General features: G+C 45.8%; 12 protein-coding genes. 3 read left to right on the forward strand and 9 right to left on the reverse strand.

Annotated elements, in window-relative coordinates; translation table 11 throughout:
• Positions 1-125: 125 nt before the first annotated feature.
• The 5 genes from aroQ to glyA all read right to left on the reverse strand — a co-directional run bounded on the left by aroQ (position 126) and on the right by glyA (position 5,242).
• A complete protein-coding gene (gene aroQ / locus QUB30_RS16570; protein ID WP_333335135.1) occupies positions 126-566 on the reverse strand; it encodes a type II 3-dehydroquinate dehydratase in 441 nt (146 codons plus the stop codon).
• A gap of 105 nt (positions 567-671) precedes the next feature.
• Positions 672-809 carry a hypothetical protein gene (locus QUB30_RS16575; RefSeq protein WP_006631912.1) on the reverse strand — a complete coding sequence of 46 codons (138 nt, stop codon included), beginning with the start codon at positions 807-809 and terminating at the stop codon, positions 672-674.
• A 299-nt stretch (positions 810-1,108) separates the two neighbouring features.
• Entirely contained in the window at positions 1,109-2,365 is a 1,257-nt protein-coding gene (locus QUB30_RS16580; RefSeq protein ID WP_333335138.1) for a competence/damage-inducible protein A, read from the reverse strand.
• A gap of 83 nt (positions 2,366-2,448) precedes the next feature.
• Positions 2,449-3,504, reverse strand: coding sequence for an MraY family glycosyltransferase (locus tag QUB30_RS16585; protein ID WP_333335140.1), 1,056 nt, complete (start codon positions 3,502-3,504; stop codon positions 2,449-2,451).
• A gap of 454 nt (positions 3,505-3,958) precedes the next feature.
• Positions 3,959-5,242 carry a serine hydroxymethyltransferase gene (gene glyA / locus QUB30_RS16590; protein ID WP_333335143.1) on the reverse strand — a complete coding sequence of 428 codons (1,284 nt, stop codon included), beginning with the start codon at positions 5,240-5,242 and terminating at the stop codon, positions 3,959-3,961.
• A gap of 168 nt (positions 5,243-5,410) precedes the next feature.
• On the opposite strand from glyA, the gene QUB30_RS16595 reads away from it, so the two are divergent.
• Together QUB30_RS16595 and QUB30_RS16600 are read left to right on the forward strand one after the other, a co-directional pair.
• Positions 5,411-5,608: a hypothetical protein gene (locus QUB30_RS16595; protein WP_006631916.1), complete on the forward strand. Its 198-nt coding sequence runs from the start codon at positions 5,411-5,413 to the stop codon at positions 5,606-5,608.
• Positions 5,609-5,750: 142 nt separating this feature from the next.
• Complete coding sequence (locus QUB30_RS16600; protein WP_333335146.1) at positions 5,751-6,224, forward strand: Tic20 family protein; 474 nt, start codon at positions 5,751-5,753, stop codon at positions 6,222-6,224.
• Positions 6,225-6,276: 52 nt separating this feature from the next.
• On the opposite strand, the gene QUB30_RS16605 is transcribed toward QUB30_RS16600, so the two are convergent.
• From QUB30_RS16605 to QUB30_RS16615, 3 genes are all read right to left on the reverse strand, one after another.
• Positions 6,277-7,056, reverse strand: coding sequence for a fumarylacetoacetate hydrolase family protein (locus QUB30_RS16605; protein WP_333335149.1), 780 nt, complete (start codon positions 7,054-7,056; stop codon positions 6,277-6,279).
• Positions 7,057-7,151: 95 nt separating this feature from the next.
• Positions 7,152-7,733 carry a 5-formyltetrahydrofolate cyclo-ligase gene (locus tag QUB30_RS16610; protein WP_333335152.1) on the reverse strand — a complete coding sequence of 194 codons (582 nt, stop codon included), beginning with the start codon at positions 7,731-7,733 and terminating at the stop codon, positions 7,152-7,154.
• A gap of 302 nt (positions 7,734-8,035) precedes the next feature.
• A complete protein-coding gene (locus QUB30_RS16615; protein ID WP_333335155.1) occupies positions 8,036-9,433 on the reverse strand; it encodes an NB-ARC domain-containing protein in 1,398 nt (465 codons plus the stop codon).
• A 213-nt stretch (positions 9,434-9,646) separates the two neighbouring features.
• On the opposite strand from QUB30_RS16615, the gene QUB30_RS16620 reads away from it, so the two are divergent.
• Positions 9,647-11,896: a dynamin family protein gene (locus tag QUB30_RS16620; protein WP_333335158.1), complete on the forward strand. Its 2,250-nt coding sequence runs from the start codon at positions 9,647-9,649 to the stop codon at positions 11,894-11,896.
• Positions 11,897-12,039: 143 nt separating this feature from the next.
• Here the strand turns inward: QUB30_RS16620 and QUB30_RS16625 are convergent, their stop codons facing one another.
• The gene (locus tag QUB30_RS16625) at positions 12,040-12,651 is read right to left on the reverse strand and encodes a Uma2 family endonuclease (protein WP_333335161.1); all 612 of its coding nucleotides are present in this window, start codon (positions 12,649-12,651) and stop codon (positions 12,040-12,042) included.
• Positions 12,652-13,041 lie beyond the last annotated feature (390 nt).

A 13,041-nucleotide genomic window follows, 5' to 3' on the forward strand; every position in this document is an offset into this window, starting at 1 on the left:
TATAATTTTTTCTGGTATCCTTTTTTGCCAAAATCTTGTGATTGATTGGAATTAAACCCAAACATATAAGGGCTGGTTTTCCATCTAAAACCTGCCCTCATCCGATCGCTACAATCGGTAAATTTTTAATTTTTAATCAGGTAACTAACTAGAGCTTGCAGCCCCAGCAGGTAACTTTCCGATCCAAAACCGCTGATTTGCCCGATCGCCACCGCTGCGATAAACGAGTGGTGCCGAAAAGCTTCCCGCCGGTAAATATTGCTCAGATGAACTTCTACCGCAGGGATATTCACTGCGGCGATCGCGTCTCTAATTGCCACACTCGTATGAGTATAAGCTCCAGCATTAATCAATAAGCCTTGGTGCTGCCCTAACATCGAGTGAATTGCATCCACCAAGACCCCTTCATGATTCGACTGCTGAATTGAGACTTGCACCTGGAGGGCTTGCGCTTCTCGTTCTAGCAACTTGTTGATATCATTTAAAGTCGCAGAACCATAAACTCCAGGTTCTCGCTGACCCAATAGATTCAGATTAGGGCCGTGAAGTACCAGGATCTTTAACAATTTTAAAATTTCCAGCGCAACAAAAACTATGAGAGTTTTGACATGGGATGTAGAACCTGTCTGCCACCTCAAACCTCAAACCTCAAACTTCTAATTCAGTCCCGACTACCTGCGATTCCTGGGTTGGTTGACAGGAATACGAATCGGTTCGAGTTCCGGTTCAGGTTCGGGACTCAGCAGTCCTTCTATCAGCTTGCGAACCCATTCTTTAATTTGTTCCAGCACCTTTTCAATGTCTTCCATTGAACGGATAGCTCCTTTTTTTATAGTCTAGATTGCTAAACCGACGGCTAAATACCTGAAAATAAGCAAGCACGACTTTGAAACCAAAGGTCAAACTTGCTTTCTCGCTTGCTGGTTGTTTTGAGCAAAGGAGAGAGTCAGTATATTGGCCAATCAGTCCTATCTTATTATCATAACGAATCTTTACAGATAATCAAGAGGCAAAAGGAAAATTGCCGAATTATATCGGAGTATAGAGTGTTAAATAAAGCTTAAGCTTACGCCTGACAGTTGACAATTGACAAATCGCTGGATTTTTTCTACGCTGTTGCCAACAATAATTTACGCCGGAGCCGATCGAGCGCCGTACAGCTACTCAGATGCCGAATCCAATCGCGGCCTCTGGCATCGCCAAAGCGGTATTCAAAACTTTCTGCGTAGCCGTGGGGCCCCGCTAAACCGACATAAACCAGTCCGACAGGCTTAGCGTCTGTGCCGCCTCCGGGCCCGGCGATGCCTGTAATGCTCAATCCCCAATTTGTATTGAGGCTGGCGCGAACTCCCGCAGCCATTTGTTTTGCCACTTGGTGGCTGACTGCCCCAAACTCGGCTAAATCTTGCGGATTAACACCTAATAATCCTTCCTTAACCCGATTGTCGTAAGAAATAATCCCGCCCAAAAAGTACCTCGAACTCCCGGCAACACCGGTCAGCATCGCTCCCAACCCGCCTCCCGTGCACGATTCAGCCACGCTAAGAGTTTCGCCAGCCAACAGCAGCAATTTACCCACAGTCGAGGCGAGGGTATCGGTATCGACACCGTAACAGTCTAGGCCAGCAATCTGCAGCAATTGTTGTTCGATCGGCTCAATCAAGTTTTTCGCAGCCACCGATGACTCCGCGCGGGCCGAAATCCGCAGTTTGACTTCGCCGTGATTGGCGTAAGGAGCAACAGTAGGATTAGTTAAATTCAGAAAACTATCTACTTTTTCGGCCAATGCCGACTCAGCAATCCCCCAAAATTTCAGCGTGCGGCTGTAAATAGTGGCGCTGCACCAGCCGCCATTTTTCAGGTAAGGAACGGCGGTTTCTTGCCACATCAAGTGCATTTCCGCCGGTACGCCGGGAAATGTCATTACTGTCACGTCAGAAACCGGCTGCCAAATAATGCCCGGTGCAGAACCGCTGCGGTTCGGCAGAATGTCCGCAGTTTCTGGAATTAAAGCTTGTTTGCGATTGCTGGGACTCATGGTGCGTCCCCGCTGGGCAAATTTGTATTCGATATCGGCGATAATTTCCGGCTTTTCGATGAGGGGAACCCCAAAAAAATCGGCGATCGTTTCGACTGTCAGATCGTCTGGTGTCGGGCCCAGGCCTCCGGTGAAGAGCAAAAGCTGCGATCGACTGACGGCGATTTCTAACACTTGTTTGATACGTTCTGGATTGTCCCCCACCACTGTTTGATAGTAGTGAGGGATTCCCAGACTTGCTAATTCTTTGGCTAAAAACTGGGCATTGCTATTAAGAATATCGCCTAACAGCAATTCAGTGCCAACACAAATAATTTCAGCAACCATTCAATTTTAGATTTTAGATTTTGGATTTTAGATTGGGGAATTAATTGGGGAATGACAACAGTCAACCGTCAACCGTCAACTAACTATCGAGCGTGTCTCCAAACTTTCCAGCTAGCATATCCCAGCAAACTTGTTGCACCCATAGCGTAAATTACGCCGCTGGGAAGCGAAAAAGCTAGGGCTAAACTTCCCACCCACAGTGTCAGCGAGTAAATAAATAAAACGGCAAATCGATGGGATAGTCCGGCTTCTAGAAGTCGGTGGTGGAGATGGCGCTTGTCAGCAATAAACGGTGACTTGCCGTTGCGAAGTCGATCGAGAATTACCGCCGACATATCTAAAATCGGTACAGCTAAAATTAAATATGGCAGCAACACAGAAGTAACAGCCGTAGTTTTAACTAACCCAATTACTCCCACTCCAGCGAGAGTAAACCCGATAAAATAAGCCCCGCCATCTCCCATAAAGATTTGAGCCGGATTGAAGTTGTAGCGCAGAAATCCCAAGGCCCCGCCAGCTAAAGCCGCTGCAATCAGGGCCGCCGCCGGTTGGTGCATCGCCAGACTGACAATCAGCATCACAACTGCTGCAATCCCTGAAACTCCGGCCGCTAAACCGTCCAAACCGTCAATCCAGTTGATGGCATTCGCCATGCCGACGAGCCAAATCACGGTAATTGGCAAGCTCAGCCAGCCAATATCAGTCAGTCCCAGGGAGGGAACTGTGAGAAACTCAATTTTTACGCCGGCCATCCAAGCGATGCTGGATACGCCAATTTGCATGAGCAAGCGTTTTAAGGCCGACAGGGAAAATAAGTCGTCTGCTAAACCGATGAGGAAGAATCCGATGCCGCCGAGGGTGACTCCCCAAATTTCGTATTCGTCTTTGGGATTGAGCACTTGTCCGCTAGCATCGATGAAGCCTCCTGAGAGCCAGACAAATAAGAGGGCACTGAGAGTGCCGAGAAAGATGGAAACTCCTCCCAAGCGCACCATCGGGCGCTTGTGAACTTTTCGCTCGCCTGGCCGATCGACTCGCCCGCTTTTGAGACCAATTTTTTTGACTATTGGCGTACTCCAGAGGACGACGATCGCAGAAATCAGAAAAGCTACTACGTGGTACAGATACTGGTGCGGCATCTGAAATCAATTTTAAATAGTGCGGGGCAATTAGTCTGTCAGGCAGAGTCTACTACATTTCAGATGGCTTATAACAAGGAAACATCTTGAAGAGCGACTGGGGGTTTGGGAGTCGGAGATTTGCCGCAATGGCAGTTGCCCTGGGGCGAATTGTCAGGTTTTTCATTCATAACTCTCGAATTAACGATTTGAAATATCGACTCTTTCGCGAGCAAAAAAGTCGATATTTGGCGAGCGGGCCCAGTTGAGCGGTATCTTTCGCAACCTACAAATACCGTTATTCAAACCAGCCCCGCCCGACAAATATCTTTACTAAAAACCGTCTTGGCGATCGATATTTTTGGTGAAAACCGCTTGTCAATATCGCTACCGGCAACTCTCAATCTTTTCCTGCTCTTTTACCCTTTTACCCGTACACTTCCAACTACCAATTCCCCATTGCCGATCAGGAAAATTAAGCCAATGCCGGCACTTTCAAGTACAAGTGGGGATATAAGGGGAAGCTATCGCACAGTGCTGCTACTCGACGCAGGCAGTCGGCTGCGACGCTTTCATCATCTGGATTTAGCAGGCGATCGGCAATAATATTGCCAATCTCGGTAAATTCTGCTGTTCCCATTCCCCGGGTGGTCATCGCCGGCGAACCGAGTCTCAAACCGCTGGTGACAAAGGGCGATGCCGGATCGAAAGGCACGGTATTTTTATTAGCAGTAATATTCACACCGCTGACTAATTGGTCGGCTTGTTTGCCTGTCATGTTTACCGATCGCAAATCAACTAGCATTAAGTGATTGTCCGTGCCGCCGGAAACAAGTTTTAAACCCCGCTGCTGCAACCGTTCCGCTAAAGCGCGCGCATTTTCAATTACTTGACCGGAATAAGTTTTAAATTCCGGCTTTAATGCTTCGCCGAAAGCTACTGCTTTGCCCGCAATGACGTGTTCTAACGGGCCACCTTGAGTGCCGGGGAAAACTGCTTTGTCGAACTTTTTACCTAATTCCGGGTCATTAGTCATAATCAAGCCACCACGGGGGCCGCGCAGGGTTTTGTGAGTGGTGGTGGTGACTGCGTGACAGTGGGGGAGGGGGTTGGGGTGGTGCCCTGTGGCGACTAACCCGGCGATGTGGGCGATGTCGGCGAGCAGGTAGGCTCCGATTTCGTCGGCGATCGCTCTAAACTTCTCAAAGTCGATAATTCGCGAATATGCTGAATAGCCACAAATTAGCAATTTCGGTCGGTTTTCTTTGGCGAGTGCCAAAATTTCGTCATAGTCAAGCTGTTCTGTTTCTTGGCTGACGCCGTAGTGAAAAGCTTTGAACCATTTGCCGGATACGTTGACCGGCGAACCGTGGGTCAAGTGTCCGCCGTGGGACAAATCCATGCCCATAATTCCGTCTCCTGGTTCCAGCAAGCTCAAAAATACTGCAAAGTTGGCTTGAGCGCCGGAGTGGGGCTGGACGTTGGCGTGAGCGGCTCCAAATAGCTGTTTGGCCCGGTCGATCGCGATTTGCTCGATGCCGTCAATAAATTCGCAGCCGCCGTAGTACCGTTTCGCTGGCAGTCCTTCGGCGTATTTATTGGTCAGCACTGAGCCTTGAGCTGCCATTACCGCTGCGGAGGTAAAGTTTTCGCTGGCGATGAGTTCTAGGTGGTCTCGCTGCCGCTGGAGCTCTTGCCCGATTAAATCGGCAATTAGCGGATCGGTTTTGGAAAGGAATTCTAAGTTAGTGTCCGTCACAATAATCAACCTCTTGACAGTTTTGGGATTGGGAATTGGGGATCTTATACCGTACTACGGATTTCGCACCATTGACATAAATATTACGTTGTGTTCAGGTTAAGCCGTTTGTCCCTAACTGCTGACATACAATGAAATTACTGGTGTGAAACCTGCCGGAGGTATCAAATGTTAGTCATTTTAATGGAAAATCAGATGCTTGCCCCTCAGTGTGTTTGCCAAAGTTGTTTGCTGGCAGATCGCACTGGCCAACCGCGCTGGAGCGGTGGAGAGCTTCGCTGTGGACATCCAGTTGCTAAACCTACGGAAAATTTGCCCGATCGGTACGAGTGTCAAATGGGCTTCGTCATTGCCAATATTAAATAAGAAAGCCTGCCGTTGGTAGTTGAGGCTGCTCCCCGCTGAGTGAAAAGCAAGTTCCGGCAGAGTCGAAACACAAACCCTGCTGCTGCGTTATCCTGAGTTTAATGGAATTCATAGTTAATCGATCGACTCAGGAGAGTTCATTATGACTTGGCGCGGATCTACAACTGTTCCAGACCGGATTTTTGCTTCTTTGCCTTATTTGCTCCCGTTGGTTGACGGGCTGGCGTTTGGCGCGTTTCTGTTTAGACAGTTTCCTGTCCTGCAACTGTTGTTTATACCGCTAGCTCCTTTGATGGAACTTTATAGGTTGCCATTTGCTAGCTTGATTATCTTCTTTGCCCTGTATTTAGGAGTAGTTAGAAACGAAAACATCAGTCACTTCATTCGTTTTAATGCGATGCAGGCGATTCTTTTAGACATTGTTTTGATGCTGTGCGGTCTGGTTTTGCCGATTTTTTCTAAAGGCTTACAAGTCGCATTTGTTGCGGAAACTCTGTATAACATGGTGTTTTTGGGCGCTTTTGCTGCATTTGTCTATGCAGTCGTTCAGTCGCTTTTGGGACGCTATGCAGAGATTCCTCCGCTTTCGGATGCTGTTTATATGCAGGTTCGTTAGTCAATTGGTAGTTGGCAGTTGGCACTTGACAGTTGTTGGTGATAATTACCACTTACCCATTACTAATAACTACTGTATTTTCAAGACTGCCGATGCCTTCAATTTCGATGCGGACTCGATCGCCTATTTGTAGCGGCCCTACTCCTTGCGGCGTTCCCGTCAGTATCACATCGCCGGGAATTAGGGTCATTACTTGACTGATGTAGGAGACGAGAAAGTCTGGGGAAAAAACCATGCGATCGATCTGGGATGACTGTACCGGTCGCTCGCTCTCATTGACAAAAGTCTGCAATTGTGCAGCAGGACTCAGTTCGCGCACAATCCAAGGCCCCAAGGGACAAAAAGTATCGAACCCTTTGGCCCTCGCCCACTGGTTGTCCCGCTTTTGCAAATCTCTAGCTGTTACGTCGTTGGCGATCGTATAGCCCCAAATTTTGCTGTGTGCTTGTTCGGGAGTACAGTTGGTACAATGTTCGCCAATTACCAGGGCTAATTCTCCCTCGTAGTCTACCCTTTCCGACTGCTGCGGATAACGAATCTCTGCACCTGCTGGGATGACGGCACTCGGAGGCTTGAAAAACAGCAGGGGTTCTTCCGGTACTGGGGTTCCCATCTCGGCGGCGTGATCGACATAATTTTTGCCTACGGCTACAATTTTTGAGGGAGAGCACGGGGCGAGAATTTGGTAAGTATCTGGTGAAAGTTCCAAATCGGTTGGTTGTCCTTTTAACCAGGGCGGTGCATCAAATACTTGAACGCTGTGGCTTAGTTGCAGTAAACCGTAATGGATGTGTCCCTGTGTTGTTTTAACTCGAACGTAGCGCTGGGCCATACTATTTTAGATTTTAGATTTTAGATTTTAGATTCTAGATTCTAGATTAAGAGGATATAGGCATAATTGCGGAAAATTTATTTGTTTATGCCCGTTTAAGATTTTCGGTGTGCAATTTTGCAACCGCTTTCCGTGCAAATTCCGTGCAGCGGTTTGTCCCACGAGTCAACTGGTAGCTGGGCGACCAAGGCAAATTCAAAGATAATGCCGATCGTAACTTTTGATTCCCACTCAGCTAAACTAAGCATTCGATCGTAATAGCCACCGCCGTAGCCCAAGCGATAGCCACGCACATCGCAGCCTACTGAGGGTACGAGCATTAAATCTACTTCTGAGTGGTCTATTTTAGGAGCATCCGGCAGGGGTTCGAGTATGCCATAAGCTCCAGTATGTAAAGCCTCTCCGGGCTGCCAGATGTGCCACGATAGCTCTTTGCCTACACAGCGGGAAAATCCCCATTTGCGGGGAGTTACAAATAGGGGACTTAAATCTGGTTCTTGGCGACAACTCAAATAGGCGAGGATTGTTTTTGCTTGGGTGAATAGGGGCGAGTTTTGGAGATGATTGCAGATGCGATCGCTCTTTTGTCTCCATTCTTGTGCTGATAGGGATTTGCGGGTGTTGAGGAGCGATTTTCTTAATTCTGTTTTAGTTAATGAAGGTTCAGCAGTGTTCATATTTCATATTAAATCATCGCTGCAGGTAGGGACACGGCAATGCCGTTTCCTCAAAATGGTAGGGAAACGGCATTGCCCATTGGTGTCAACTTAACGTCAAACCTGGAGTCTCTCTTGTTTGTATCGAAGCTTCGATCCCCCCTAACCCCCCTTAATAAGGGGGGGACAAGAAAATTTCTCAAAGTCCCCCTTCTTAAGGGGGATTTAGGGGGATCTAGACTTGGCTATGAACGAGAGATACCAAGGCTTTCAGGCTTAATTTGACACCGATGGGCATTGCCGTTTTCCTCAAGATATCGTGGCTAATTAACTGGATTTGATATTAAATATTGTCTCACCACAGGACAAACGCTGAATAGCATTTCATTCTCCTGTTCTTCTATTTCAACTAACGATCGCCTCCCCAAAGATTGCAGCCCGTTGAATAACTCAGAGGGCGATAAATCGGCATCTTGTAGCAATTGCTCTATTGAAACTGAATTTGCTTCGCGGCTGAGGCGGCAGATGAGGTTTTTCTCTAATTCTGACAAACGATTTATCTGCGGGTACAATGTTGCTGCCAATTCTTCCCCTAAGAATAGTATATCATATTTCAAAAATTCTGCAACCCTACCTCGGAATATTTCTTGAATGGTGGTGGCGACTATTTTTAACCACAATGGATTGCCCCGGTAGGCGTTAATTAGGTTTTCCCATTTTTCGGGATTGAGTAAACTTTTTTGTCGGAAAATTTCGGCTGCTGCTGTACCTATGCCTTTGAGTTGTAAGCTGCGAACTGGTGAATTTTCACCTTTTAAGGCGGTAATTTCTCTGGGGGGTTCCCAACTGTTGAGGATTAAACAACTGTTGTGGGTTGTTTCTCCGATTTGTCTGAAGAGGATGCTGTAATTTTCGCAGTCGGGGCGGTAATTTCCTGCTAGTTGTCCGCTGCTGAGAATGGTTTGCACGTCGTCGAGGATGATGAGACAGCGGTTTTTTCGCAGATATTCCATTAACAGGGAAAGGCGATCGGGGATGCTGGTAGGGAGTTCGATTTCGGGTTGATTTAAGAGAAATTCTAGGAGATTTTTTAGGGTAGTTTCTAAGGGTGGGGAGTGGCGGAGACTTCGCCAGATGACGTATTCAAAATTATGCTGAATTTTTTGGATGAGGTGGAGGGAAAGTGCGGTTTTGCCGATACCGCTGAGTCCTGATATGGCTGCGAGGTTGCACTTTTCTTGGACGATGGATTTTTCGAGGGTGGCGAGTTCGGATGTGCGATCGCACAATGATGAAATATGAGGTGCGTCTGCTAAGTCTAGTCTGGTTTGTGGTTGGGAGGTGTCTGAGGTGGGCGCGGAGGGCGATCGGGTTTTTTGAATTTCGGGAGATTGGTTATCTGCACAGACATTGACGTTACCAATGTGTAGAAAATCATTCCCAAAATTTGATGATACGATGAATACTTGTTGTCTTTCAAGTGCAGAGCGTAAATTCGATTGAGTTACTTCTTCATCTAATACATTTGATAAACGTTTCCATAATTTTGAGGCGATATTTCTGATGTGACCTTCGCTACAATATGATGTTTCTGCGATTTGAGAGTATTTTTGACCTTCCCATACACCCAGCAGGATAGCTTTTTGCAGATCCTCCAAATGTTCTCCCGTCTTGGCGAAAACCATGTCATCGGCAAATCTCAAGACTTCTTGAACGTTCATTAGTCAGATAGGCGTGAAAGTTTTGCCTATTTTATCATATTTTTTATGACATTTTCTGACAAAGATGACACAATCTGACGTTTTCTGACAGATCGCTCGTCTCAATTGCTGATAAAATTTGACATTTTATGACTCCGATAAATTCATAATTAGAAGATAATTATAAAAAACAAATAACTTCCTGTGGATTAAACTAGCGGGTAGCAGAATGCTATGAACATTAATTTTAGACGCTATCGGGAACAGAAAGGTATCAGTCAAGAATCAGTTGCCAGCGGGATCGGCATTTCTGTAGATCAGGTTAAAAATTATGAGCAGTTCCCTGCACAAGTTCCGATGGGAATGGCAGTAAAATGGCTGCAAATATTAGGTGAAGACATTGCAACTGCCATGTCAGAGGAAATACATCCACTCCCAGGAATTGAACCAGGCAGTCCCTACGCTGAACTTTATCGACGGCTAAATTTACTTAATCAGTATATCGATGAAAATTCTTTTTTACCTTGGCTAGAATTGCCAACGGAATTACGTAGACCTAACGATCTGCAAGAACAAATTAACCAGTATTACCAAAAACCAAATGTTGTCTTGACAGGAGCATTTGACTCTGGTAAATCCTATCTTGCTAATAGTCTTTTAGGCCAAAAAGTATTACCAACAGGCTATCAGCCTGCAACAAGAGTCATTACCATTGTTTGTCATGTGGAAAGTCGCCCCGAATGGTTTGAGGGAAACGTGGGAATTATTGATGAGAAATTTTGGCAAGATGAAAACGGCAAGCTAAATTTTGACTTCCTATATTTAGAGGATCGGGAGCGTTGTCAGAAGCATTTTTTGCAATTCGGCTCCTTTGACCTGCTAGAAAAATATGGCGTACACCAATATGATGACTCTGACGACAGCAATGACGGCGGACATACAGCTATAGTTTATGTAGATGCTCCTTTGTTAAGAGCGTGTAACCTGATTGACCTTCCCGGTTACTCTGATAAACAAGATGAAGTATCAAAGGATGTTGAGAAAGCTAATAGTGCCACCAAAATTGCTAATGTCTTGCTTTATGCTTCTCCTGCCAAGGGTCACATCAATGGTCAAGATATGGTGCGACTTCGGAATTTGCTGCGTTTGTTGCCGGCCCCAGAGAATGAGTGCAACGACTTTCCGACGCTAGGAAATTTCTTTATTGTGGCGACACACGCAGATCCGAGTATCCCTGACGATGAGCTTCCCAAAATTCTCAATAAAGCTTCAGCCAGACTGTATAAAGAACTTGATGAAACTGCTATAGAGTTTCGTCGGAAGCTAACAAAGCGGGATATTACCAAGGAAGATGTGCAAAAGCGTTTCTTCACTTTCTGGTCAGAAAAGCCGGAGCGCTGTCAGCGTCTCTTTGATGATTTAACTCAACTCCTATGCGAGACTCTTCCTAAACCAGTCATATCTCGTATAGACCGCGAAATTAATGCGGTCAAAAAGGACAAAAACCAAGAATACGCTAACTCGATTGAGCAATATCAAACAACTGTTGCCAAAATAGAGGAGTATCGAAAGGAGCTTGACAAAGCGGAGAAAAATGAACCTGAACGTCAGCGAGAAATGCGGCAAAAACGCAGTCAAGTGAGCAAACAAATTAAGGAATTAGAGAAAGATACCCGCCAATCATTTCAGACCTATGCGGCCAAAAAGATCGATGTAGAGTTTATAGAACAAATGATTCGCCAGAGATACGACAAAAAGAAAGAGGCTCAAGAATACGCTCCCGGTTATTTAGTCGATCTGCTGCAAAGTCATTTAGAAAGTCGGATTAGTGTCAATTCTGAAAAACTCAAGGCTGAGATTGACGCTTTTCTGGAAAAATACCCAGTGCCTAAACTTCCCAACAAAGATGGAATAGTCGTATCTATTCCCTTCGATACAAAAGGAGCTTTTCTTGGTGGGATAGCAGGTTTAGGTACTTATGGTGCCTTAGCCGCTTGGGCAGCAGGCCTTGGCAATCTTGGCAGCTATATCTTAGTAGCGAAATTAGTCAGTCTTTTGTCAGCACTTGGTATTAGTATCGGTGGTGGCACGGCAACAGTAATTTCTTTCGTAGCTGCGATTGGTGGCCCAATAGTTCTAGGGAGCGGTTTAGCTGCTGGACTGGCTTCTTTGGTGTGGAATTTATTTGGGGAAGCTTGGCAGAAGCGGTTAGCAAAAGAAATTTACCAACAATTCAAAAAACAGGGTGTTGTTGATAAATTCTTAGGAGGAATCGACCAGTATTGGCAAGAGACAGCCACAGCCTTTGATAAAGGTGCGGATGCAGTTGAAGCAAAATGTAAAGAGTCTCTTAAGCATCTGCATGAAATTACTTCACCTGATACCCAGTCAAAAGAACGAATTGAAGAAATTATCATAAATCTGGAGAAACTCAGGGTTTTTTTCGCCAACATTCCTTGGGATACCCAGGGAGAATGTTTGTAAAAAAAAAACCAGCGGTTCTCGTGGCAAACAACCACAACCCAAGAAAACGACGTATTGAGTTTTAACTAGGCGATCGCCCTTTTTTAATCACATCCCCAAGTGCGATCGCCCTTGTTTGACTGAAGGGCGATCGCACTTTCAATCTATTCCCTAGATCGCAGTTCATCAATTTCTGCTTCTGAATCTTCCTTAGTAAAAATGACATCCTCATAGATAGCATCAATACTTGTGCGAAAATCTACGCTAGCCAAGTGAAGTTCGCTTCCTTGATTATAGGAATACAAAACCCACAACCCTTCAGCATTACGGCGAAAACACTCTACCCGCTCACGCTTTTGGCTGATTAACACATACTCTTGAAGCGTTTCTAATTCTTGATAGTCAGCAAATTTATCGCCCCGATCGAATCCTTCTGTACCGTTAGACAACACCTCGACAATTAAACAAGGATGTCTTTTAAAAGATTGAGATGATTTGTCCCGTTCGTCGCACGTTACCATCACGTCGGGATAGTAGTAAATATTCTTAGATTCAATCCTAGCTTTCATGTCAGACATATAAACACGACAGCCACTACCCCGAACATGATTTCTCAAAAGTGCAAATAAGTTGCCGGCAACTGTCACATGAGCATCGCTTGCACCTGCCATTGCATAGGTTTCGCCGTGAATATACTCATGTTTGAGCGGACTGAGTTCTTCTAACTTCAGGTACTCTTCCGGCGAGATATAATTGTGGGTGCGATCGGCAATCATTGGCTTTCCCAAATTTCAGTTTTCGATGATTTCAGTGGAGGTATTTGTATTATAGCAGTTTTCACTCGGATGAAATACAGGACACAGCAGTAGGGACGCGGCACTGCTGCCGACTATTCTCAGTGAATTTTACCCCGAATTTGTATAATTTATTAGTGCCAGAAGGCGGACTGGTTTGTGTAGGATAGGTGGCGACCGCCGACTATTATAAATGAGGTTTCCAACCCGCATTTAGTATTATATCATGTCCGATCGAGCGATTAAAAGGGCGGGTTTTTGAGATTGTCAATTATTGGCAGATATTTTTCGTGAACCCGCCCCTTGTATCTTAAAAGAGTCAGGCGATAGATCGCTACGTCAGTCAGTCGATCGCGACACCAAGCAGGCGAT

It is taken from the genome of Microcoleus sp. BROC3 (assembly GCF_036702515.1).
Lineage (GTDB): Bacteria > Cyanobacteriota > Cyanobacteriia > Cyanobacteriales > Microcoleaceae > Microcoleus.

What these genes read in the sequence shown, in the direction of transcription:
- QUB30_RS16610 (WP_333335152.1), bottom strand. Translation starts at nt 7,733, where the DNA reads ATGAACACTGCTGAACCTTCATTAACTAAAACAGAATTAAGAAAATCG.
- QUB30_RS16595 (WP_006631916.1), top strand. Translation starts at nt 5,411, where the DNA reads ATGTTAGTCATTTTAATGGAAAATCAGATGCTTGCCCCTCAGTGTGTT.
- QUB30_RS16600 (WP_333335146.1), top strand. Translation starts at nt 5,751, where the DNA reads ATGACTTGGCGCGGATCTACAACTGTTCCAGACCGGATTTTTGCTTCT.
- QUB30_RS16585 (WP_333335140.1), bottom strand. Translation starts at nt 3,504, where the DNA reads ATGCCGCACCAGTATCTGTACCACGTAGTAGCTTTTCTGATTTCTGCG.
- QUB30_RS16580 (WP_333335138.1), bottom strand. Translation starts at nt 2,365, where the DNA reads ATGGTTGCTGAAATTATTTGTGTTGGCACTGAATTGCTGTTAGGCGAT.
- QUB30_RS16615 (WP_333335155.1), bottom strand. Translation starts at nt 9,433, where the DNA reads ATGAACGTTCAAGAAGTCTTGAGATTTGCCGATGACATGGTTTTCGCC.
- QUB30_RS16605 (WP_333335149.1), bottom strand. Translation starts at nt 7,056, where the DNA reads ATGGCCCAGCGCTACGTTCGAGTTAAAACAACACAGGGACACATCCAT.
- QUB30_RS16620 (WP_333335158.1), top strand. Translation starts at nt 9,647, where the DNA reads ATGAACATTAATTTTAGACGCTATCGGGAACAGAAAGGTATCAGTCAA.
- QUB30_RS16575 (WP_006631912.1), bottom strand. Translation starts at nt 809, where the DNA reads ATGGAAGACATTGAAAAGGTGCTGGAACAAATTAAAGAATGGGTTCGC.
- QUB30_RS16625 (WP_333335161.1), bottom strand. Translation starts at nt 12,651, where the DNA reads ATGATTGCCGATCGCACCCACAATTATATCTCGCCGGAAGAGTACCTG.